The organism is Rahnella woolbedingensis (genome assembly GCF_003602095.1).
Lineage (GTDB): Bacteria > Pseudomonadota > Gammaproteobacteria > Enterobacterales > Enterobacteriaceae > Rahnella > Rahnella woolbedingensis.
Genome location: NZ_RAHH01000011.1, coordinates 71,955 through 93,470, shown reverse-complemented (window position 1 = coordinate 93,470; position 21,516 = coordinate 71,955). Strand labels below are relative to the sequence as shown.

The following is a 21,516-nucleotide window of genomic DNA, read 5'->3' as shown; positions in this document are numbered from 1 at the left end:
CAATCTACCCTTATCGCTCCCCGGCCAAAATAGTGCTGTTGCCATAACGTCCGGTACGCCGCAGAAAATGCTCTGTTACATCCGTCACTCTCAGAATTTCACACGGATATGCTATAACAGGCGTTCGCTTTAGCCACTAAATTAACCCTTTGAAAGATAATAGTATTTATTCCCCGCAAGCGTCTGTTCCACAACAGTCACGGGTGCTGGGCTGGTCTGATTTATTCTCGCTGTGGTTCTCGCTCGGCATGGGCCTGATGGTATTGCAGGCCGGTGCGATTCTGGCGCCCGGCCTCGGGCTGGCGGGCTCACTGGCGGCGATTGTGCTGGGATCCGCCGTCGGTGTTGCCCTGCTGGCGCTGGTCGGCGTGATCGGCGGGCAAACCGGTATGTCATCAATGGCGTCGCTCAGATTAAGCCTCGGTAAACACGGCGTGGCGCTGCCGGTGCTGTTCAACCTGATCCAGCTGATCGGCTGGGGCGCGTTCGAAATTGTGGTCATGCGCGATGCGGCCAGTTTGCTGGCGCAGCGGGCCTGGGGCGGCGGCAGCTTTTGGGCAAATCCGATGCTCTGGACATTTATTTTCGGCGTCGTCGCCACCCTTCTGGCGGCCAGCGGACCACTGGCATTTATCCGCGTGGTGCTGCGCCGCTGGGGGATCTGGTTGCTGCTGGCGAGCTGCGCGTGGCTGACCGGCTATCTGTTCCTGCATGCGGATTTATCCACGCTGTGGCATAAGGCCGGAGACGGTTCGATGCCGTTCGCGCTGGCCTGCGATATCGTGGTGTCGATGGCGTTTTCGTGGTTGCCGCTGGTGTCGGATTACACCCGCTTTGGCAAATCTGCGCGGCAGAATTTCTGGGGAACCGCCTGCGGATATTTCCTCGGCAGCGTGTGGATGATGTCTCTCGGGGTGGCGTATACGCTGGCTTTTGTCAGCACGTCGACCGATGCTAATGCACTGCTGCTGGCGCTCTCAGGCGTTGCGCTGGGTATTCCGCTGCTGCTGATTCTGGTAGATGAGCATGAAAATGCTTTTGCGGATATTCACTCGGCGGCGGTTTCAGCGGGGACATCTGTCCCCGTCAGCGTGGGTAAGCTGACGCTGGGCATCGGCCTGCTATGCACGTTGATTGCCTGGGCGGTGCCGCTGACGCAATACGAAAACTTCCTGTTGCTGATTGGTTCAGTATTTGCGCCGTTGTTCGGCGTGGTGCTGACGCATCATTTTGTTCTGCGCCGTCAGACTACTGAAAACCTGAATCTCCGTTCTGTCGCGGCCTGGTTTATTGGTATCGCGGTCTATCATCTGATGGCAAATCTGCTCCCTGACGTCGGCGCGACCATTCCGTCGCTGCTGGTAGCAGGGCTGGTATGCTGGGGATTAGGGCGGGGGAAAAGAGCGATTTAAAGACGATGCCTGGCGGTCTGATAAACCTCAGACCGCCCACGCTTTCCAACGGACAAAACCAAAACAATGATTTGCGCATCAGTCACCTGATACACCAACCGGTAACCCGAAGCGCGCAATTTTATCTTATAGCAGTCGGGTAATCCGCGCAGACGGTTGGCGGGTATATGCGGTTGCTCTAAAACTTCAGCCAGTTTCTTTTTAAACTGAAGTTTTACCGGCTCGCCCATTTTCTGAAATTCCTTGAGTGCCCGTGAATCAAACTCCAGGTTATAGGTCCTCAAGGTTAACCCTGACACGCTTATTCTTACCGTTCATTCGTGAACGGGCTATTTCCCCCAGTTCCATATCCTCTAAGTATTCAGACAGCATTTCCCATGTTTCGGCTGAGACGTAATAGCCGGAAATCTTGCCATTGGTGAGTACGGCAACCGGCTGCCCGTTGGATTCTTTCAATACGGCATTCGGTGATTTTTTAAAATCGCTGATACTCACGGCAGCATTGGCATAAACGGGTTGGACTGGCATAGAGACCTCTTCAGCAAGATTTAAATACTAAATTTAGTATCATAAATCATACCATCTGAACTCTCTTTTTGTATGATATTTACGCTATCCATGTGACTCGCCTTTCTCCCTAAATGTAAAATCGTCCTTATCATTTGTCTGGCAGGAGAAAGGATCCACATATTCTGATGATATGTTTCACGATCTGGAAGATACCTTCCAGATCATGAGGTTTTGTATTAAAAATTCAGCCCGTTCCGTCTCACTTACCCTGCCCGAAAAAATCGTTGTACAGCATATAAAGATGCGCCGCGCTCCAGGAGAAGTTGGGTGCACCCTGTTGCTGACCGTTGAGCGGATTGTAGTTTTCCCGGATAGGCGCATCCGAAACCAGGCCATCGGCGTGTTCGAAGAATGCCTGTGCCATTTTCACGGCATCTTCGCGGTAACCGTATTGCTCCATGCCTTTCAGGCCGAAATACAGCTGGTCGACCCAGACGCGGCCGCGCCAGTATATATCTGCGCCGAACGCGGGATTGGTCAGTGCGGCGGTGCCGAGCGGCACATAGGTATTGAATTCACGCACGTCTTTCATCACCTTCACAACCGCGTCGGCATGCGCCTGCGTCGCCGCGCCGTTAAACAGAGGTGACCAGCCTTCAGGACCTTTGCCGCGCTCAACAATCGGCTTGCCCGCGCAGCCGTTGGCCAGCGGTTTATCTTCAATCCGGATGTCGTAGAAGAAGCCGCTGCGGCTGTCGAACATGCAGGTATTGATGTAACCGGCCAGTTTTACTGCCTTCGCCCGAAAATCTGCGGCTTCGGCTTTCTTGCCCAAAATGTCGGCGATTTCGGCCATGTACTTGTTATCGCTGTACATATAGCTGGCTTCATCGACCGACTCTTGCAGCAGGGAATATCCCAGCAACGTTCCGTTATCAGAACGGTTTTCGGCGAATTTGACCTGCCAGTCCTGTTTTTTACCGCCATTTTTGATGTATTTCGCCAGCTGATCGGCATCGATGAATCCAAAGGCTGCCGCATCGTCGCGCCCGGATTCCCAGGAAGCGGCCACCTGCGCCGGGATTTCTATGCTGTCGTACTGACCAGATTTCACCACGCGGTCGTAGTTTTTCAGCCCGGATTCGGTCTGTTCTTTCTTCCCTTCCGTGACGGTAAACAGCATTTTGCCGTCAGCAGTGTTATGCGCTTTATCGCGCGTTGCGCCATATTCCGGCACGCCGTTATGGTTGTGGTCACGGTTGCGCAGCCACCAGTCGTGATAAGCGACCAGTTTCGGATACATTTCGGTCAGCCATTGTTTATCGCCGGTGGTTTTGTAGATTTCCATCACCGACCACGCTGCCAGACTCGGTTTGGTGTTGCGTTCGTTCCAGTTAGTCCCGTCGCCACCACGTTCGGCACTCGGATTGTAAGCAATAAGATCAGGCACAAAACCGGCGTCCCACGGGCGCACTTTGTCGCCGGGTTGGATCTGAAATGCAAACACGGCACGGATATTGTCTTTCGCCACGTCGGGATTGAAATGCGCCATCGCATACGCCTGTTTCCAGGTGTCCCACGGCCAGGTCTGATTGCCGGAGAACCAGCGGCCGGTGACTGATGGCGTCACCGAATCAAACTTCATCGCACCTGCCGCACCGCGCCAGTTACCGGTTAATGTTTCGATGGCTTTCACCGCCACACGTTCCTGATCTTTCGTCGCTTTCGGGTTAGTCAGCCCCGCATTGAGATACCCTTCCCAGCGCTTTTGCGAGGCATCCAGATAAGGCTTGGGATGCGCCAGAATATCTTTAATTTTCGGCTGCTCTTTCTGAACTTCGGCAGCCGTCAGCAGATGCGAATAAGTGGTGTAAATCGTGGTGGAACCGGTGATTTTAGCTTTGCCGGTAAACTGATGCCCTTCAACCGTCGTCTGCATAGGCAGGGATTTGTGGATCTGATATTCAGACTCGCCGGACGTCATCAGGCTGGATGCCTCACGCACTTTGCCGAAAGTCACTCGCAGGCCATCAGCGACAGGCAGGATCTGGCGTGTATACGCCGGATATTCCTGCTCAATCGTTTTATCCGACGGCGGTTTTCCCTCCTGAGCGCGGAGTTTTTCCAGCAGTTCGCCGTCCCAGACCAGTTCGAGCGGGGAATCGGTAGTGATTTTCGTTTCCAGCAATGAAGTGCGTGACGTCACGAAACGTAACGTCATGTCTATGCGGATGCCGGGCGCGGTCAGCGTCTGGATAAGCGCGCCGGGAATGCTGTAAGCATTCATGCTCAGCGCAACTTTTTGCCCTGCTTTATACACAGTCAGCCGGTCAAAGTTATCGGCCATAAAGTTGATATATTCTTCGGTCAGCAGCGCCGGTCCGGGGAATCCGCCCATGCCTTCCGGGCCAGCTGGAAGTAAATGCCCGTGCCAGGCACCGTCATCAAATAAAGGATTAAAACGCTGATGCTCGTCGAAATCATAATCGAGCATATAATGCGGTGCGCCGGTGCGGTTAATGACGTTTTTAAAAGAATCAGCCCGTAAAGTATGGGCTGTTTCTGCCGGTGCCTGTGCGGAAATAAATAAAGCAGCGCAGATAATGACACTGAGCGGCTGACGCGAATTAATTTTTTTCATTATGATTTACCCCAATAGAAATATTGCATAAGAAATACCGAATTGCTGGCGCCGGTATTGTCATTGCTCATATAGAATTTGCTGTCCAATGCCGTCGCGAACCGGCCGCCGTAATATTCATACCAGATACCGGCCTGTGCGTAAGACGTGGTGGTGTCGAAAGTATTATCCCGCGAATGTTCGGCGTAACTGTACGCTGTCGATAAATAGAGACCGGAGGCCGCTTCGACCATGGCGCTGACCATCATTCCTGATTCGTGGCCTGAATGGCTGCTGTCGCCCTTGCCGGTATGATGCCATATGCGCCCCGCCAGATTTTTGCCCTGCAAACCCACAAGGAACAATTGCCCCGTGCCGTCGGTAAGTTCAAGACCGTTGAGCAGCGTCAGCCCCTGCGCCAAATCATATTGCGTGTAGCCGTTGACCATCGCCTGATAGGTGTATTTATCTGAATAACGGTCGTATTTTCCGAAATGAAGTAATGCGGTGCTTTCGTTAACACGGCTTTGCGGCGCAGCGGTCACGCTGTAGCGAAACTTACCGGTCAGGTTTTGCACCTTTACCGCCTGCGTTAAATCGCGGGTATTAGGAATAACGTAGCCGTATTCCGGCGTGAAATCGCCCCACCATTGCAGGTCATCCAGCGAAGAATCATTGCGCATACTCAGGATAAATTCGGTGCCCTGATCGGTACGGTAACCGCCGTAAAAACGGTTCAGCCCTCCCTCAAATCCGCCCCAGCTGTGGTCGGGCACCCAGGCATTTCCCTGATGGTCGGCCTGCACCGTCCAGCCTTCACCATAAATAAGCCCGAACCAGTTGCCGTGCTTTATTTCCAGGCCGCCTTCTATATAGGTTCCGTCGCTGTATTTATGCTGATCTTTACCATTTAAATACACGCTGCCACCGCCCCCCATTTCGCCATAAAAACGATAGGCGGTGGCATCGGGGGTAGCCGGGGTTATTTGCGGCGGCGTTAATTCATTATGTTGGGCAGGGACAACCGGTTCCTGCGCCAGCAAATTCATCGGTAAGGAGAATAATAAAAGTAAGAATATTTTGTTGAGTGATATGTTCTTCATTGTTATGCGCTTCACTGTTTTGATTATTATGAATAGGACAAGCAGAGATAAAACGCATACTAGTAAATATTTTACTAAAATATACTTAAAATTAGGTAAAGCGTTAACTCTGTCACAGTGAGATTTTGCGGGCAGGCAGACCGGTGAGCGGTGTACATAAGGCGCTGATCACATTAAGCTACGGCTTTGGTTTACCTGATTATGAGACGCTGATGGCTACTTTGAAGGAAATCGCTGAGGCCGCGAACGTATCCGTTGCGACGGTTTCACGTGTGCTCAATGACGATCCGAGCCTGAGCGTGAAAGCGCAAACCCGCCAGAAGATTTTAGAAACGGCGGAACGCCTGGAATATAAAATTTCTCCCTCCCGGCGCAATGCCACCCAACGCATGACGTTTGCCGCATTGTTCACGTACCGCCAGGGGCTGGAAATTGATGATCCTTACTATCTCTCTATGCGCTATGGCATTGAAACGCAATGTGAAAAACTGGGTATTACCCTGATATCCGGCTATGACTTCACCGGCGAAAAAGCGCTGCCTTCGGCGGACGGTTTTCTGGTTATCGGGCAACCTCAGGCCGCACTGCATACCCAACTCGCGCAACAATCTACACCGGTCGTTTTCATTGATGGCGTAATGGAAGACCCGCAGTCTGACTGCGTAAACGTGGATTTATTTAAGATCAGCCAGAAGGTCATCGACTTCTTTATCGGTCAGGGATATTCCAGGATCGGCTTTATCGGCGGTCGCGATCACCCTGAATTCCCGGATCAGCGCGAGCAGGCCTTTGTGGAATATGGTCGTGCGAAAAACGTCGTCCAGCCAGATGATATCTGGTACGGCAATTTCACCAGCCAGTCCGGCTATCAGTGTGCGAAGAAAATGTTGCAGCAAAATGCGCCTTATCCCCCGGCGCTGCTGATTGCCACCGATACCATTGCCCTGGGCGTGACCCGCGCGCTGCTGGAACACGGGGTGAAAATCCCGGAGCAAATCGCGCTGATCAGCGTCAATGACATTCCGACAGCACGCTTTGTGTTCCCTTCGTTATCGACAGTGCGTATCCATTCCGAAACCATGGGCGCTCAGGCGGTTAACCTGCTGACCGAACGTCTGCGTGACGAACGCACCGTGCCGCTGTCGGTATTTGTGCCGGGATCGCTGCAACTTCGGGACACCACCCGCCGGTAAAATTTAACTGCATGATCCGCAGACCGATTTTTTATTTTTTGTGATCTCTCTGACAATCAGTAAATTTTTTTAGTTATTTTTACTAAATATTTACTATCTTCTCTCCCATAGAAACACGTCTCAGGAGAGATCACGTGAATAATTGGGAAAATATCGAGAAGCAGTCAGAGAACCGTTTACCGCCACGCGCCTCCTTTTTCAGCTATGAAAACCCGCAGGAGGCGCTGCGCTTCGATCGCGCCGCCAGCCAGTACTTTCAGTTGCTCAGCGGCAGCTGGCAGTTCCGCTTTTTTGAGCATCCGGCGTTAGTCCCGGAAGAATTCTACCGTCAGCCGATGACGGAATGGGGCACTGTCACCGTTCCCGGCATGTGGCAGATGGAAGGCCACGGTCATCTGCAATACACCGATGAAGGTTTTCCCTTCCCGATCGACGTTCCTTACGTTCCCACAAATAATCCCACCGGCGCATACCAGCAGCGTTTTACCCTCGATGCATCCCGGACAGGCAAACAAACGCTGATTAAATTCGACGGCGTGGAAACCTATTTCGAGGTGTATGTGAACGGGCAATACGTCGGATTCAGCAAAGGCAGCCGCCTGTGCGCAGAGTTCGATATCAGCGCCTGCGTTAAACCGGGTGAAAACCTGCTGTCCGTGCGCGTTTTACAGTGGGCGGATTCGACTTATATCGAAGATCAGGACATGTGGTGGATGGCCGGAATTTTCCGCGATGTTTATCTCACCGGCCAAAATCCCGTTCATCTCAACGATTTCACCGTGGTCACCGCGTTCGATGAAAACTACTGCGACGCCGTGCTGAACATCGATGCCGTTCTGTGTAATACACGCGAGCCGGTTTGCGGTTATCGCCTGCACGCGCAGTTATTCGACGATGGCCTCTGCGTGGCACAAATGTCGGCAAATAACCTGAATATCGGCGATGAAACGCGCTGCCGGCTGGAAATTCCGGTCAGTCATCCGCGCCAGTGGAATGCCGAACATCCTGAGTTGTATCAGCTGTTACTGACACTGTATGACGACGCGGGTCAGGTGATTTCGGTCGTGCCGCAGCGCGTAGGTTTTCGTGATATCTTCGTGCGCGACGGACTGTTCTACGTCAACGGGCGTTATCTCAAGTTGCACGGCGTGAACCGTCACGACCACGATCACCGCAAAGGCCGGGCGGTCGATATGGCGCGGGTTGAGCGCGATATCATCCTGATGAAACAACACAACATCAACTCGGTACGCACCGCGCATTACCCGAACGATCCTCGCTTTTACGAGTTGTGCGATATGTACGGTTTATTCGTAATGGCCGAAACGGATCTGGAAAGTCACGGTTTCGCGAACGTCGGGGATCTGAGCCGCATCACCGACGATCCGCGCTGGGAAAACGCCTATGTGGAGCGCATCGGGCGTCACGTGATGGCGCAGAAAAATCATCCGTCGATCATCATGTGGTCGCTCGGCAACGAATCCGGTTATGGCTGCAATATCCGCGCGATGGCGAAGCGCTGCAAAACCCTCGATCCGACGCGGCTTGTTCACTACGAAGAAGACCGCGACGCCGAAGTGACCGACGTCATCAGCACCATGTATTCCCGCGTACAAATGATGAATGCATTCGGCGAATACCCGCACGCCAAACCGCGCATCATCTGCGAATACGCACATGCGATGGGCAACGGCCCCGGCGGATTAGCCGAATATCAGGCCGTTTTTAATCGCCATGACAACCTTCAGGGCCATTACATCTGGGAATGGTGCGATCACGGATTGCTGGAAACCGGTGAAAACGGCCAGACGCGTTACACCTACGGCGGCGATTACGGCGATTACCCGAACAACTATAACTTCTGTATGGACGGGCTGATTTACCCCGACCAGACGCCCGGCCCCGGCCTGCGCGAATATAAACAGGTGCTGTGCCCGGTCGGCGTCAGCCTCAGCGGCGACGCGCTGCGCATCAAAAACCGTTACTGGTTCAGTTCACTGGAAGACATCACGCTGTCGCTGACCCTCCAGGTCGCCGGACACTGCCTCGAAACCCGTGAAATATCCCTGCCGCACCTGCAACCGGGCGAATGCGAAACACTAAAATTGCCGGAGTTTTCCGCCAGCGGGCAGGAAATCTTCCTTAATGTTGGCATCCGCAAAAACAGCCAGACCGCATACAGCGAAGCGCAACATTCACTCGGACATTACCAGATGCTGCTGCAGGCAGCCCGCCCCTTTGCCGCAAAACCTGCGCCACAAAAAGCCGCAACGCTGTTATGTGATGAGCAAAAACATCAGCTTATCGTCAGCGGCGATGGCTTCCGGCTGGCATTTTCACGTCTGGATGGTGAACTGAAAAGCTGGCAAGCAGATGACGAAGAAATTGTCGGCCGCGCGCCGAAACTCAATTTCTTTAAGCCGGTCATCGACAATCATAAACAGGAGTTTGAAGGCCTCTGGCAGCCCAATCATCTGCATATCATGCAACAGCATTTCCGGCAGATGCACTGGGAACGCCAGCAGGACGACGTGGTGATTGAAGTGCACAGCATCATCGCGCCGCCTGTTTTCGATTTCGGTATGCGCTGCATTTATCGCTGGCGGATATCGCCTCAGGGCGTGGTGAGCCTCGATTTATCCGGCACGCCTTACGGTAATTTCGATTCAATTATCCCGAAAATCGGCCTCGATTTTGGCGTCAGCCGTCGTTTCACGCAGGTGGAATATTACGGTCGCGGGCCGGATGAAAACTATCAGGACAGCTGTCAGGCCAATCTCATCGGACATTATCAGCAGCCGGTGAGCCGTTTATTTGAAAACTATCCGATGCCGCAGGACAACGGCAACCGGCAGGATATCCGCTGGCTGAGTCTTCGCGACGGTGCAGGAAAAGGGATTTTCATTCAGCCACGCCAGCCGTTCAATTTCAGCCTGTGGCCGTACAGTTCGCAAATGCTGCAACAGGCGCAGCATATCGATGAACTCACGCCGGACAGCTGCCTGACGCTCAATCTCGACCACAAGATTTCCGGACTGGGCTCCAATTCCTGGGGTTCCGAAGTGCTCGATTCTTATCGCGTGTATTTTTCGACATTCCGCTACGGCTTCACGATGGTGCCGTTCAGCCAGAATGACACGGACAGCCAGCACCTTGCGGAATTCACCTTTCATCCCGGGGAGGAAAACTGATGATTATTCTCGATTCTTTAACCGAATTTCAGCGACTGTACCGCAGCGGAAAAAAATGGCAGCGCTGTATGGAAGCCATTAATAACCTTGAAAATATTCGTCCCGGCGTTTTCCATTCTGTCGGCGATTCGCTGGTTTACCGGCTCGCCAGCGGCAGCGAAAAGCCGCGGTCGGAATTCGAAGGTCACCGCCGTTATTTCGATGTGCATTACTACCTTGAGGGCACCGAAGAAATCGAGTTTGCCACGAAATCAGCCCTGCACAGCCTGGTGCCTTATGACGATGAAACCGATCGCGAACTTTTTAGCGGTCAGGGTGAAACGGTAAAGGTGAATAAAGGCAGCGTCATCATTTTTGAAAACCACGAAGCCTGCCGGTTCAGGCCGGAAAAAGACGTCAGCAAAGTCATCTTAAAAGTGACCGTCGAAGAGAGTTATTTCGTTAATAAATAATAAAAAAACTAAAACCACTTACCCTACAAACATCGCAGTTGGAGAGTATTTATGGCCGGGTCCAGTCGAAATACCATAGGCAAATTTGGATTGTTATCCATGACATTTGCCGCCGTTTTCAGCTTCAATAACGTCATCAACAATAACATCCAGTTAGGCATCGCCTCGGCACCGGTATTTCTGGTGGCGACCCTCATTTACTTTATTCCGTTTTGTCTGATCATCGCCGAATTTGTCTCGTTAAATAAGAATTCGGAAGCCGGTGTTTATGCCTGGGTGAAAAGCGCCCTCGGCGGCCGCTGGGCATTTATGACTGCCTATACTTACTGGTTCGTGAATTTGTTTTTCTTCACGGCGCTGCTTCCCCGCGTGATCGCTTATGCGTCTTACGCCTTCTTAGGGCACGATTATATTTTCACGCCCTTCACGACCGCGATGATCAGCATCTGTCTGTTTGCCTTTTCCACGCTGATTTCCAACAGCGGCGCGAAATTACTCGGGCCGATGACCTCGGTCACGTCGACATTAATGCTGCTGCTGACGTTCTCTTATATCGTGCTGGCAGGCGCGGCGCTGATAGGCGGCGTAGAACCGGCGGATCCGATTAACGTTCAGGCGATGACGCCGCATTTTAACTGGGCATTTTTAGGCATTATTGCGTGGATATTCCAGGCAGCAGGCGGCGCCGAATCGGTCGCGGTTTACGTCAATGACGTCAAAGGGGGCAGCCGTGCCTTCGTGAAAGTCATCATTATTTCCGGGCTGGTGATAGGCGTGCTGTATTCCATCGCCTCATTGCTGATTAACGTCTTCGTGGCACAATCTTCGCTGCATTTTACCGGCGGTACGGTGCAGGTATTTGAAGGTTTATCCGCGCACTTTGGATTACCGGCCGTGCTGATGAACCGTTTCGTCGGCGTAATTTCCTTCACCGCCATGTTCGGTTCATTACTGATGTGGACGGCGGCTCCGGTCAAAATCTTCTTTACTGAAATTCCTAAAGGGATTTTTGGCGAGAAAACCATTCGCCTGAATAAACACGGTGTACCGACACGCGCGGCGTGGATCCAGTTTCTCATCGTTATCCCGCTGATGTTAATTCCGACATTAGGCTCCAACAGCGTGCAGGATTTAATGAATACGCTGATTAACATGACCGCCGCCGCATCAATGCTGCCGCCGCTGTTTATTATGCTGGCGTACCTGAACCTGCGTCTGAAATACGACAGCGTTGAGCGTGATTTCAAAATGGGATCGAGAATGCAGGGGATCACCATCGTCAGCACGCTGATTGTGATTTTCACCGTCGGGTTTATCGCCTCAACCTTCCCGACCGGAGCCAGTATTATCACGATTGTGTTTTATAACGTCGGCGGGCTGGTGTTGTTCCTCGGCTATGCCTGGTGGAAATACAATAAATATTCCAAAGGACTGGACGATAAAACCCGTTATCACGAAGACACGCCGCTGGCGAGAATTGTGCTGGAATCACAAACTGAAACTGCACGGGTGAAAAAAGAGAATAGGGCAAAGTCGCTTTCCGGGGCATAAAACTGCGGCACATTAAGAGAAAATAAGGACATAAAAAAACCGCCTGAAAAGGCGGTTTTTGTTTTTCTGCTCCCGAAGTTACGCAGAACTTACAACGCAATATCCGCAGGCTGTTTCGGCTCTTGTTTCGCCTGAACGTCGAGCGGGCGCAACTGAACCACTTCGGCCACCGGCGTGGTGATCATCGACGGCGTTTCCAGTTGCAGGATACGGCTGGTTTCCAGCAGCTCTTGCTCAGTCGCTTCGATATTGCCATTCAGCCTGGTGCCATAAGACGGGATGATTTCGCGGAATTTGGCCTGCCATTTGGCACTGGCGGCTTTCTCTTTAAAGACCGTTTCCAGCAGTTTCATCATGATAGGCGCGGCGGTTGAGGCACCCGGTGAAGCACCCAGCAAGGCGGCGATACTGCCGTCCTTCGCGCTGACTACTTCGGTGCCGAGACGCAATACGCCACCGTGCTTGCCATCTTTTTTGATGACCTGCACGCGCTGACCGGCCACCCAGCGTTTCCAGTCTGTCTGCTCGGCCTGCGGGAAGAATTCCTTCAGCGCGGCATGGCGGTCTTCATCGCTGAGCATGACCTGCCCGACCAGGTATTTCACCAGATCGAAATTGCCCATGCCCACGCGGGTCATCGGCAACAGGTTAGAACTGTTCACACTGCCGAACAAATCCCACAAAGAACCATTTTTCAGGAACTTGCTGGAGAAGGTGGCGAACGGCCCGAACAGCAGAACCTGTTTACCATCAATAATACGGGTGTCGAGATGCGGAACAGACATCGGTGGCGCGCCCACGGCTGCTTTGCCGTAAACCTTCGCCAGATGGCGTTTCACTACATCCTGATTTTCAGTCACCAGGAACTCGCCGCCGACCGGGAAACCGCCGTATTCACGTGCTTCCGGAATACCGGATTTTTGCAGCAGCGTCAGTGAAGCGCCGCCCGCGCCGATAAACACAAATTTCGCATTCACGACATGGTGCTTGTGGCTGTGTTTGAGACTGGTAATCGTCACGCGCCAGCTTTTATCCGGATTGCGCTGGATGTCGCGCACTTCCTGACCGTTTGCCAGCGTGAAATTGGATTTTTTCTGCAGCGCCTCAACCAGCTGGCGGGTGACTTCGCCGAAGTTCACGTCGGTGCCTGCGGTGGTGCGGGTTGCGGCCACTTTTTGCGCCGGATCACGGCCTTCCATCACTGCCGGGATCCACTGTTTGATTTGTTCCGGGTCTTCTGAATATTCCATCCCGCGGAACAGGGTACTTTCCTGCAACGCAGCGAAGCGTTTGCGCAGGAAATCGATGTTGTCATCGCCCCAGACAAAGCTCATGTGCGGCACGCTGTTAATGAACGAGCGCGGATTATTCAGCACACCTTTCTGCACCTGATACGCCATAAACTGACGGGAAACCTGGAAGGCTTCGTTGATCGCCACCGCTTTGGTGATATCGACAGAACCGTCGGGCATCAGCGGGGTATAGTTCATTTCTGCCAGTGCGGAATGGCCGGTACCGGCGTTATTCCAGCCATTGGAGCTTTCCAGCGCCACGCCGTCCATGCGTTCAATCATATGGACTGACCAGTCCGGTTCGAGTTCCTGGAGGTAGGTCCCCAGGGTGGCACTCATAATTCCGCCGCCGACCAGCAATACATCAACGGATTTTTCGTCTTCTGCGGCCGCAGGCTCGCTGGCACCCAGTGAGTCACGGTTGAGAAGCATACCAAGTATCTTTCTCATGACGTCTGTTTCTCTAAATGTTCAGTTCTGTTTTTGGCGATTCGTTTAAGAATATTGTTATGTTTGTCGAACAAGAAATTAGCAAAAAAACACGTGGGATCGTTACTGAAACTTCATTTTTTAAACTACTGGCTACGAATATAACATTATCACTACATAATTTAAAAAAGGATTTAACCTTTCAAAAAAACAGGCAAACGGGATGTCTGATAGCAGCTCAGACCGTGCCACTGCTGGATTTAAGGAGTCATGAAAGGGAGTTTTGAAGGGCTTTGGGACGTACAAACAACGAGCTATTCGTGCTAAATCGCATTTTAAAGCGAAAGTGGGATGTTAAAAAGGCGCGGTTGCCCGCGCCTCTGAGGATGAAACGACGTTACAGCTTAAAGCGCGACGTCAGCCACCACTTTTTGCTCTTTCTTCGGTGCAGAAGCCTCGGCTGCCGGAGCCGGTTCCGCCGCTTTTGGCTGCGGATTATCGAGCATCAGAACGCGGCTGGTGTCACCGAGTTCTTTTTCTGTCGCGGCCACGTTGCCGTTCAGTTCAGTGCCGTAAGAAGGGATGATTTCTTTCAGTTTGGCCTGCCATTCCGGGGTCGCGACTTTGTCTTTAAACACTTTTTCCATCAGGTGCAGCATGATCGGTGCCGCGGTGGAAGCACCCGGTGAGGCACCCAGCAGCGCAGTAATGCTGCCATCTTTCGAGCTCACCACTTCGGTGCCGAGGCGCAGAACGCCGCCTTCTTTCTCATCTTTTTTGATGATTTGCACGCGCTGACCCGCTTCCCACAGACGCCAGTCTTCTTTCTTCGCATCCGGGAAGTATTCACGTAACGCATCGAAACGGTCGTCGTCAGACAACATCACCTGGCTGACCAGATATTTCACCAGATCAAAGTTGTCGATACCCACGTGAGTCATCGGCATGATGTTGGAAAAATTCACGCTGCCGAACAGATCCCACAGGGAACCGTTTTTCAGGAACTTGCTGGAGAAAGTGGCGAATGGCCCGAACAGCAGAACCTGTTTACCATCCAGAATACGGGTGTCGAGGTGCGGGACAGACATCGGCGGTGAGCCGACAGACGCTTTACCGTACACTTTTGCCAGATGGCGTTTCACCACGTCCGGATCCTCAGTCACCAGGAATTCGCCGCCGACCGGGAAGCCGCCGTAGTTATCCGCTTCCGGGATACCGGATTTTTGCAGCAACGTCAGTGAAGCGCCGCCTGCGCCGATAAACACGAATTTCGCTTTGATGACGCTTTCTTTGCTGCCGTTCTGCAGGTCAGCGACGGTCACGTTCCAGGTGTTATCAGGATTACGTTTAATGTCGCGGACCTCATGGCCGAGACTCAGGGCAAAATTAGGTTTCTTTTGCAGGGAGGCCACCAGCTGGCGGGTGATTTCGCCGAAGTTCACGTCGGTACCGATCGGAATACGGGTCGCGGCAACTTTCTGCGCCGGATCACGCCCTTCCATCACCAGCGGGATCCACTGTTTGATTTGCGCCGGGTCTTCTGAATATTCCATGCCGCGGAACAGCGTGCTTTGCCCAAGCGCCGCAAAACGTTTACGCAGGAAATTGATGTTGTCATCGCCCCACACAAAACTCATGTGCGGCGTGCTGTTGATGAAGGAGCGCGGATTGTGCAGCACACCGTTCTCAACCTGATAAGTCCAGAACTGACGGGAAATCTGGAAGGATTCGTTGATTTCGACCGCTTTGGAAATATCGATGCTGCCGTCGGCTTTTTCCGGCGTGTAGTTCATTTCTGCCAGCGCAGAGTGGCCGGTACCGGCGTTATTCCAGCCGTTGGAGCTTTCCAGCGCCACGCCGTCGAGGCGCTCAACCATGTCGATTGACCAGTCTGGTTCTAATTCCTGAAGGTATGTCCCCAGCGTCGCGCTCATAATGCCGCCGCCGATCAGTAACACATCAACGGGCTTTTCATCTTCTGCCCGTACGGACTGGCTGAAGGCCACCACGTTAAGGCAGAAGATCATGGCAAGTATCTTTCTCATGACGTCTGTTTCTCTGAATGTTTAGTTTTAGTTTTGCAGGTGAAAGCTATCCAAAATTCCCTGGATAAACGAAATCAACAACCCGGTGAGCGGGAAATAAGCGATTATTTCCACAGAGTATGAAAGGACAATAATGGGGAGCAACGAAACAGCGGCGCAGAACGACAAATCAACCACATAAATGTTAACGAATACTCATATTATCGAGATTTCGTAAACAATTTAACATTGTGGTTACGTCGATTAAAAATTGTTTAATACTTTAAATAATTACATAAGTTAGTTCCGTTACGAAACTACCTGCCGGATGTTAGCCTGCAACGCCATGGCGTGCGCGGCCATTTCGCTGGCAGGACTGTGGCCGATCAGCATGAAGTTGTAACCGGCGTGACGCCAGTAAACCACGTTCATCCCCCGGCGGATTTCACTTTCCTGCGCGGTCGTCCCGCGATGTTCGCTGCGCGTAATACATAACGCCATCGGGCCATATTTCCGGTCGAGATAGGTGATTTGCGCGATATCGTAATCGTCATAATGCAGCATCCGTGCATCTTTCAGGCTCGCCCCCTGTACCGCCAGCCCCGCCGGGTTTAACGCAATTCCTAAGGCATTCCGCACCCGTGAAAGCTGGATTTGCTGCTGTCCGGCAGAGTCGTAAACGTCCGCCAGCGTCTGCGCGGTATACAGCGACATGTAATCCGCCACGCGGGCACGCCAGCCATCGTCGGCTGCAAAAAGCGTGGAATAGCGCCCGGCCAGCAGCCCGACAGCCAGAAAACTGACCGATGCAGCGAGCAGTGCGCGACGACTGAAACGGCGCGAACCGGCAGCCGGAACGTCAGGAATGGCATCCAGCGCAGCCTGTAATTTCGCCACCGGCGCATCCTGCAACATCGCGCCAAAAGCGTCGTGGAACGGTAAATTGCTGCGCGACATCTGTGCCAGACGCTGCGCCAGCACGTCATCCTGCGCCAGTTGCGCTTCAAGTTTTGCGCGCTGCGGTTCGCTTAACTGATTGTCGAGATAAGCGACCAGCGTTTCATCGGAATAAGGCGCAGACGGGATTTCACGGGTCATTTATTCTCTCCCTGCTGCGGTTGTGTGGCGGCACCGGCGTCTTTTGCCAGCGTCAGCCGTGCGGCCGCCAGACGGCTCATGATGGTGCCCGCAGGCACACAAAGCGTCATTGCCGCCTCCTGATAGGTAAAACCTTCGACGTAAACCAGAAACACCGCGTTGCGCTGGGCCTCCGGCAAGCGGTTCACCCGCTGCATCACCTGCGTATGCCAGTGACGTTCTTCGAAAGACAGCGTATCGGCAGGTGACTCCATTTCCCCGACATCGACAAATCCCTGGCCCTGACGGACGTGCTGCGCCCTGAGTTCGTTAACCCATATCGAGTGCAGAATTGAAAAGAGCCAGCGATCCACGCCGGTGCTGTCGGCCACCTGCGCGCAGCGTTCCAGCGCCCGCACGCAGGTGGATTGCACCAGATCGTCTGCCACATCGTGCTTTCGCGATAACACCATCGCGTAGCGCCACAAACGTGACAGGTACTGGCTCAGTTCAGAACGTAAGTCTGCGGGTAAGATTTATCGTTTCTCCGTATTCAGGATTCCGGATGACCGTCGATAGCGGCGCTCAGGTCGCGGTACTCTTCGCAGCCGGTGCCGCATAAGCCTTTGATGGTCGACAGCTGGGCTTTGGCGAGATCAGGACGCCCTTTAATCATATAAGCCTCGCCGAGATATTCCCGGACTTTGGCGTAATTGGCGTCAATCGCAATCGACTTCTGATAATAGCCGATGCCTTCATCGGTACGCCCGAGTTTACGCGTGGCGTAACCCCGGTAATTCCAGGCCTCTTTGGTGTTCTGATCTTTGAGCGTATCCAGCACGGTCAGCGCTTCCTGATATCGGCCGGTTTTCGCCAGGTGGTAGGCGTACTGGGTTTTATCCTGATCGGAAATCATGCTGCCCTTATCCACCATGCAGCTTTTGGTTTTGCTGTCATAGATTTGTCCTTTCGGGCAGTCCGGCGTTTTCTTCGCATCCGAATCGTCGCCCATGGCGTTAGCTGCGGCGCTGAACCACAGCAGATTGCCAGCCAGACACACAACTGACAGCGCCTTTATTACCGTTTTTGTCTTCATGATGATGTCCTGTAGGGATTGACTGATGACTTACGGGCGGCCTTCGCTGCCCGGTAACATGCGGCGCAAAATGCCGTCGCGGAGAACGTAATGGTGGAAAAGCGCCGCAAGCGCATGCACGCCAGCCACAATTATCAGCGCCCAGGCAACGTTGTTATGCAGCGAGCCGAAAGTTTTGGTCATGATGCTGTCGAAATTAAATACGTCGGGAATAGGGAATAAGCCGAAGAAATAGAACGGCTCCGCCTGCGACCAGCGGAACAGAAAGCCCAGAATGATTTGCGCAACCAGCAATAAATAGAGCGCCAGGTGGGTCAGATGTGCGGCGGCTTTCATCAGCGTCGGCATGGCGACCGGTTGCTGTTTGCTGCGACCGGTGCTGACGGTAAACAACCGCCACAAAAGACGACCGATGATAATCGCCGCCAGCAAAATGCCGACCGAGATATGCACCGATTGCAGCCCTTTGCGCAGCGGCGTGCCGCGTTCGAGAATTTCCCAGATATGCGCGCTGGCAAACAGGAAAATCACGGCCAGCGCCGTCAGCCAGTGCAGCAAAATAGTCAGCCCGTCATAACGGCTGCGAAGAACTGGAGATGAGGTTTGCATAAAAAACAGTGTCCCTAAGTGTTCGATATAAGGTAAACACCCGAACCCCGGTTTTTATTCGGTGGAAAGTGAAAAATATTTTGTCGGCAAAGCGGGAAGGGTTAATTCAAACACTCGTCGTTCTGTCTGGATTAATACAACACCGTACAGGAATCCATGAAAGTCTGGGTTGGACAGGCAGGAAAATAGCCTTCAGGAGTGTGAAAGATAGCCTATATATAAAGACAGGGAAGCGCACATGACGTGCCCGCCGCCCTGAATTTCCCTTTGGGAGCATCAAAATACCCGTTATTACACAATAAAGTTTTGTTCTGAGTGGCCGATAAACCGTATTGGGCGCCTTACACGTCAACGGCTGCGCCATCAATTTGCATTTATTTCTTATGAGGTGTGGCAGGTGAGCGAAGTATCTAAAGAGTCGTTTGCTAAGCGGAACACGCTGGCAATCTTGTCCGTTCTGCGTGACTTAAAGAAGAACCAGACGCTGGTCATGGTCAGCCATTCCCGCGGGCAATTTATCAGCAAAATTCTGGATGTGAATTCCGACGATCATCAGTTCTTATTCGATCTGGGCAGCTCAGATTACGAAAACGGTCTGGCGATGGAAGCAGAATCACTGAGTTTTGTGGCGGAGCCTACCGGTGCAAAAGTCGAGTTCTCATGCAGTAAAGTGCGTCAGGTGACTTACGAAGGGCTGCCGACGTTTACCTGCGATATCCCGCCGGTTTTGTATTCCATTCAGCGTCGTGAGTATTTCCGCGTGAATGTGCCGTGGCTGCCGGATTACCGTTGCAGTGGAAAACTGCCTGATACCACTGACTTTGCTTATCGGGTCAGGGATATTTCCCTTGGCGGGCTGGGGCTGGAGATTGACGGCATGACGCCGCCGGAAATCAATTCAGGCGCGGTGCTGAAAGATTCCCTGATTGAACTGGCTGAACTTGGGAAATTCAAAGTCGATTTGCAGTATATCGGCGCGATGGCGCGAAAATCGGTGAGCAATAAAGGCGAAACTGTCAGCACGCAGCGGCTGAGTTTTAGGTTTCCGCATTTATCGCCCGCGCAGGAACGCGACCTGCAACGGGCGATTTTCGAGCTGGAAAAACAGCAGCATATGAAAGCGAAGCGTTTCCAGCACGATTAAGTTTTAGATGAACATACCGCCTGACGCTTCCACACGCTGGGCGGTCATCCAGCCTGCTTCATCACTGAGCATCATCGCCACCATCCCGCCAATATCGTCCGGCAGACCGGCACGTCCCAGAGCCGTGTTCCCGGAGACAATTTTGTTCACTTCCGGGTTATCACGCACCATACCGCCGCTAAAATCGGTTTCAATCGCTCCCGGTGCCAGTACGTTAACGGTGATGCCGCGCGCACCCAGCTCTTTTGCCTGATAGCGGGTCAGCACTTCAACTGCGCCTTTCATGATGGCGTAAGCCGAAGAGCCCGGCAGGGCGAAACGTGCCAGTCCGCTGGAGACGTTCAGAATGCGGCCGCCATCACTGATCAGCGGCAGCAGTTTTTGAGTCAGGAAGAACGGCCCTTTCAGGTGGACATTCATCATCAGATCAAACTGATCTTCGGTAGTAGTGGCAAAAGATTCGTGAAGACCAATACCGGCATTGTTGACCAGAAAATCAAAAGTATCGCGCTGCCAGACCTGTTGCAGCTGGGTTTTCACCTGCGCCACGAAAGTATCAAAGCTGCCAGACTCCCCGGCGTTCAGCTGCAATGCAACGGCTTTACCGCCCAGCGCTTCGACAGATTGCACCACCGCCTGCGCTGCTTGCGCCTGGCTGTGGTATGTCAAAATGATATCAACGTTATTTTTTGCCAGCTTTTCAATGGCATTCTTGCCTAATCCACGGCTTCCGCCGGTCACAATAGCGATTTTACGATTCATTTCAGACCTCTTTGGCTTTATGTCACGACGACACTGGTTGAAACATAGCCTATTGGATTACGACAGCGCGATAAATGGTTCATAATGAGTTTCACTGTCTCATCTCCAACAACAATCAGGCGAAATGTGGATAAAATTCAATCAATGCAGGTTTTCGTACGTGTGGCAGAGCTGAGTAATTTTACCCGTGCGGCTGAAAGTCTCGGTCTACCCAAAGGCAGTGTGTCCCGACTGGTGCAGCAGCTGGAAACGCGCATGTCAGCACGCCTGCTGCACCGTTCCACGCGCCGTGTGCAGCTGACGCAGGACGGGCAGCTGTTTTATCAGCGCTGCAAAGAGCTGCTGGCAAACATGGAAGAACTGGAGTCGATGTTTCAGTCTAATCCTGCCAGCGTCAGCGGACGGTTGCGGGTCGATATGTCCACCGGTATGGCGACGCATCTGGTTTTACCGCGTCTGGCTGAATTCCTTAACCGTTATCCGGCGCTGGAAATAGAGCTGAGTTGTACCGATCACCGGGTGGATGTGGTGCGCGAAGGCTTCGACTGCGTGATCCGCTCCGGGGTGCTGAAAGATTCCGGGCTCATCGCCCGCCCGCTCGGACAACTCAGCGTGGTGAACTGCGCCAGCCCCGGCTACCTGCGCCGCTATGGTACGCCGGATCACCCTGACCAGCTGGCCCAGCACGCGATGGTGCATTACGAACAAACCCTCGGCAGCCACACGTCGGCCTTTGAATATCTCGACGGCAAACAGGTGAAAACCGTTAAAAGCGGTGGCGCGGTGACAGTCAACAGCACCGAAACCTATGTGTCGGCCTGTCTGGCCGGACTGGGGATCATTCAGGCGCCACTGCTGGGTGTGCGTGATTCGCTGGCGAGCGGTCAGCTGGTGAGTATTCTGCCGCAGTTTCGCGCACCGCCGATGCCGGTGACGCTGGTGTATCCGCACCGGCTGAATCTTTCCCGCCGCGTAAAAGTGTTTATGGACTGGCTGACGGATCTTACCCAAACGTTCATTGCCTGACCTTTAGGACGCCTCTGGCATATCC

General features: G+C 53.0%; 19 protein-coding genes. 8 read left to right on the top strand and 11 right to left on the bottom strand.

Going from position 1 to position 21,516, the window contains the following annotated elements; genetic code table 11:
• The first annotated feature begins 149 nt into the window (after positions 1 to 149).
• Positions 150 to 1,412, top strand: coding sequence for a putative hydroxymethylpyrimidine transporter CytX (cytX, locus tag D6C13_RS11230; protein WP_120132829.1), 1,263 nt, complete (start codon positions 150 to 152; stop codon positions 1,410 to 1,412).
• Here cytX and D6C13_RS11225 read toward each other — a convergent pair.
• The 4 genes from D6C13_RS11225 to ygjJ form a co-directional block, all read right to left on the bottom strand.
• Positions 1,409 to 1,696 carry a type II toxin-antitoxin system RelE family toxin gene (locus D6C13_RS11225; protein ID WP_279630064.1) on the bottom strand — a complete coding sequence of 96 codons (288 nt, stop codon included), beginning with the start codon at positions 1,694 to 1,696 and terminating at the stop codon, positions 1,409 to 1,411. The two genes, cytX and D6C13_RS11225, sit on opposite strands and share 4 nt — an antisense overlap.
• Entirely contained in the window at positions 1,683 to 1,940 is a 258-nt protein-coding gene (locus D6C13_RS11220) for a type II toxin-antitoxin system Phd/YefM family antitoxin (protein WP_120132827.1), read from the bottom strand. Before D6C13_RS11220 ends, D6C13_RS11225 begins: the two co-directional genes overlap by 14 nt.
• A 241-nt stretch (positions 1,941 to 2,181) precedes the next feature.
• Positions 2,182 to 4,563 carry an alpha-glucosidase gene (ygjK, locus tag D6C13_RS11215; protein ID WP_244212678.1) on the bottom strand — a complete coding sequence of 794 codons (2,382 nt, stop codon included), beginning with the start codon at positions 4,561 to 4,563 and terminating at the stop codon, positions 2,182 to 2,184.
• A complete protein-coding gene (gene ygjJ / locus D6C13_RS11210; protein WP_120132826.1) occupies positions 4,563 to 5,645 on the bottom strand; it encodes a protein YgjJ in 1,083 nt (360 codons plus the stop codon). The genes ygjK and ygjJ overlap by 1 nt, the downstream gene beginning before the upstream one ends.
• Before the next feature lie 212 nt (positions 5,646 to 5,857).
• Here ygjJ and ebgR point away from each other — a divergent pair, with 212 nt between their 5' ends.
• The 4 genes from ebgR to D6C13_RS11190 all read left to right on the top strand — a co-directional run bounded on the left by ebgR (position 5,858) and on the right by D6C13_RS11190 (position 12,032).
• On the top strand, positions 5,858 to 6,838 hold the full coding sequence (ebgR, locus tag D6C13_RS11205; RefSeq protein ID WP_208642887.1) for a transcriptional regulator EbgR: 981 nt from the start codon (positions 5,858 to 5,860) through the stop codon (positions 6,836 to 6,838).
• 134 nt (positions 6,839 to 6,972) lie between these two features.
• Entirely contained in the window at positions 6,973 to 10,029 is a 3,057-nt protein-coding gene (ebgA, locus tag D6C13_RS11200) for a beta-galactosidase subunit alpha (RefSeq protein ID WP_120132824.1), read from the top strand.
• Positions 10,029 to 10,481, top strand: a complete 453-nt coding sequence (locus D6C13_RS11195) for a beta-galactosidase subunit beta (protein WP_120132823.1) — start codon at positions 10,029 to 10,031, stop codon at positions 10,479 to 10,481. The genes ebgA and D6C13_RS11195 overlap by 1 nt, the downstream gene beginning before the upstream one ends.
• A 51-nt stretch (positions 10,482 to 10,532) precedes the next feature.
• Positions 10,533 to 12,032: an amino acid permease gene (locus tag D6C13_RS11190; RefSeq protein WP_120132822.1), complete on the top strand. Its 1,500-nt coding sequence runs from the start codon at positions 10,533 to 10,535 to the stop codon at positions 12,030 to 12,032.
• 89 nt (positions 12,033 to 12,121) lie between these two features.
• Here the strand turns inward: D6C13_RS11190 and mqo (D6C13_RS11185) are convergent, their stop codons facing one another.
• Positions 12,122 to 13,774: a malate dehydrogenase (quinone) gene (mqo, locus tag D6C13_RS11185; protein WP_120132821.1), complete on the bottom strand. Its 1,653-nt coding sequence runs from the start codon at positions 13,772 to 13,774 to the stop codon at positions 12,122 to 12,124.
• A gap of 59 nt (positions 13,775 to 13,833) precedes the next feature.
• On the opposite strand from mqo (D6C13_RS11185), the gene D6C13_RS25470 reads away from it, so the two are divergent.
• Entirely contained in the window at positions 13,834 to 14,040 is a 207-nt protein-coding gene (locus D6C13_RS25470) for a hypothetical protein (RefSeq protein WP_147408180.1), read from the top strand.
• A gap of 117 nt (positions 14,041 to 14,157) precedes the next feature.
• On the opposite strand, the gene mqo (D6C13_RS11180) is transcribed toward D6C13_RS25470, so the two are convergent.
• The 5 genes from mqo (D6C13_RS11180) to D6C13_RS11160 all read right to left on the bottom strand — a co-directional run bounded on the left by mqo (D6C13_RS11180) (position 14,158) and on the right by D6C13_RS11160 (position 18,559).
• Positions 14,158 to 15,798, bottom strand: a complete 1,641-nt coding sequence (mqo, locus tag D6C13_RS11180) for a malate dehydrogenase (quinone) (RefSeq protein ID WP_120132820.1) — start codon at positions 15,796 to 15,798, stop codon at positions 14,158 to 14,160.
• A gap of 288 nt (positions 15,799 to 16,086) precedes the next feature.
• Positions 16,087 to 16,875: an anti-sigma factor family protein gene (locus D6C13_RS11175; RefSeq protein ID WP_120132819.1), complete on the bottom strand. Its 789-nt coding sequence runs from the start codon at positions 16,873 to 16,875 to the stop codon at positions 16,087 to 16,089.
• The gene (locus D6C13_RS11170) at positions 16,872 to 17,327 is read right to left on the bottom strand and encodes an RNA polymerase sigma factor (RefSeq protein WP_244212677.1); all 456 of its coding nucleotides are present in this window, start codon (positions 17,325 to 17,327) and stop codon (positions 16,872 to 16,874) included. The genes D6C13_RS11175 and D6C13_RS11170 overlap by 4 nt, the downstream gene beginning before the upstream one ends.
• An 80-nt stretch (positions 17,328 to 17,407) precedes the next feature.
• Positions 17,408 to 17,950 carry a tetratricopeptide repeat protein gene (locus D6C13_RS11165; protein WP_120132817.1) on the bottom strand — a complete coding sequence of 181 codons (543 nt, stop codon included), beginning with the start codon at positions 17,948 to 17,950 and terminating at the stop codon, positions 17,408 to 17,410.
• A gap of 30 nt (positions 17,951 to 17,980) precedes the next feature.
• Complete coding sequence (locus D6C13_RS11160) at positions 17,981 to 18,559, bottom strand: cytochrome b (RefSeq protein WP_120132816.1); 579 nt, start codon at positions 18,557 to 18,559, stop codon at positions 17,981 to 17,983.
• Positions 18,560 to 18,956: 397 nt separating this feature from the next.
• Between D6C13_RS11160 and D6C13_RS11155 the strand changes: the two genes are divergently transcribed.
• A complete protein-coding gene (locus tag D6C13_RS11155) occupies positions 18,957 to 19,703 on the top strand; it encodes a flagellar brake protein (RefSeq protein ID WP_120132815.1) in 747 nt (248 codons plus the stop codon).
• A gap of 3 nt (positions 19,704 to 19,706) precedes the next feature.
• Here the strand turns inward: D6C13_RS11155 and D6C13_RS11150 are convergent, their stop codons facing one another.
• Entirely contained in the window at positions 19,707 to 20,465 is a 759-nt protein-coding gene (locus D6C13_RS11150; protein ID WP_120132814.1) for an SDR family NAD(P)-dependent oxidoreductase, read from the bottom strand.
• 126 nt (positions 20,466 to 20,591) lie between these two features.
• On the opposite strand from D6C13_RS11150, the gene D6C13_RS11145 reads away from it, so the two are divergent.
• A complete protein-coding gene (locus D6C13_RS11145; RefSeq protein WP_208642886.1) occupies positions 20,592 to 21,491 on the top strand; it encodes a LysR family transcriptional regulator in 900 nt (299 codons plus the stop codon).
• The last annotated feature ends 25 nt before the right edge of the window (positions 21,492 to 21,516 follow it).

What these genes read in the sequence shown, in the direction of transcription:
- D6C13_RS25470 (WP_147408180.1), top strand. Translation starts at nt 13,834, where the DNA reads ATGTTTGTCGAACAAGAAATTAGCAAAAAAACACGTGGGATCGTTACT.
- D6C13_RS11160 (WP_120132816.1), bottom strand. Translation starts at nt 18,559, where the DNA reads ATGCAAACCTCATCTCCAGTTCTTCGCAGCCGTTATGACGGGCTGACT.
- D6C13_RS11175 (WP_120132819.1), bottom strand. Translation starts at nt 16,875, where the DNA reads ATGACCCGTGAAATCCCGTCTGCGCCTTATTCCGATGAAACGCTGGTC.
- ygjJ (WP_120132826.1), bottom strand. Translation starts at nt 5,645, where the DNA reads ATGAAGAACATATCACTCAACAAAATATTCTTACTTTTATTATTCTCC.
- ebgR (WP_208642887.1), top strand. Translation starts at nt 5,858, where the DNA reads ATGGCTACTTTGAAGGAAATCGCTGAGGCCGCGAACGTATCCGTTGCG.
- D6C13_RS11195 (WP_120132823.1), top strand. Translation starts at nt 10,029, where the DNA reads ATGATTATTCTCGATTCTTTAACCGAATTTCAGCGACTGTACCGCAGC.
- mqo (WP_120132821.1), bottom strand. Translation starts at nt 13,774, where the DNA reads ATGAGAAAGATACTTGGTATGCTTCTCAACCGTGACTCACTGGGTGCC.
- D6C13_RS11150 (WP_120132814.1), bottom strand. Translation starts at nt 20,465, where the DNA reads ATGAATCGTAAAATCGCTATTGTGACCGGCGGAAGCCGTGGATTAGGC.
- D6C13_RS11170 (WP_244212677.1), bottom strand. Translation starts at nt 17,327, where the DNA reads ATGGTGTTATCGCGAAAGCACGATGTGGCAGACGATCTGGTGCAATCC.
- D6C13_RS11165 (WP_120132817.1), bottom strand. Translation starts at nt 17,950, where the DNA reads ATGAAGACAAAAACGGTAATAAAGGCGCTGTCAGTTGTGTGTCTGGCT.
- D6C13_RS11220 (WP_120132827.1), bottom strand. Translation starts at nt 1,940, where the DNA reads ATGCCAGTCCAACCCGTTTATGCCAATGCTGCCGTGAGTATCAGCGAT.
- ygjK (WP_244212678.1), bottom strand. Translation starts at nt 4,563, where the DNA reads ATGAAAAAAATTAATTCGCGTCAGCCGCTCAGTGTCATTATCTGCGCT.
- mqo (WP_120132820.1), bottom strand. Translation starts at nt 15,798, where the DNA reads ATGAGAAAGATACTTGCCATGATCTTCTGCCTTAACGTGGTGGCCTTC.
- D6C13_RS11190 (WP_120132822.1), top strand. Translation starts at nt 10,533, where the DNA reads ATGGCCGGGTCCAGTCGAAATACCATAGGCAAATTTGGATTGTTATCC.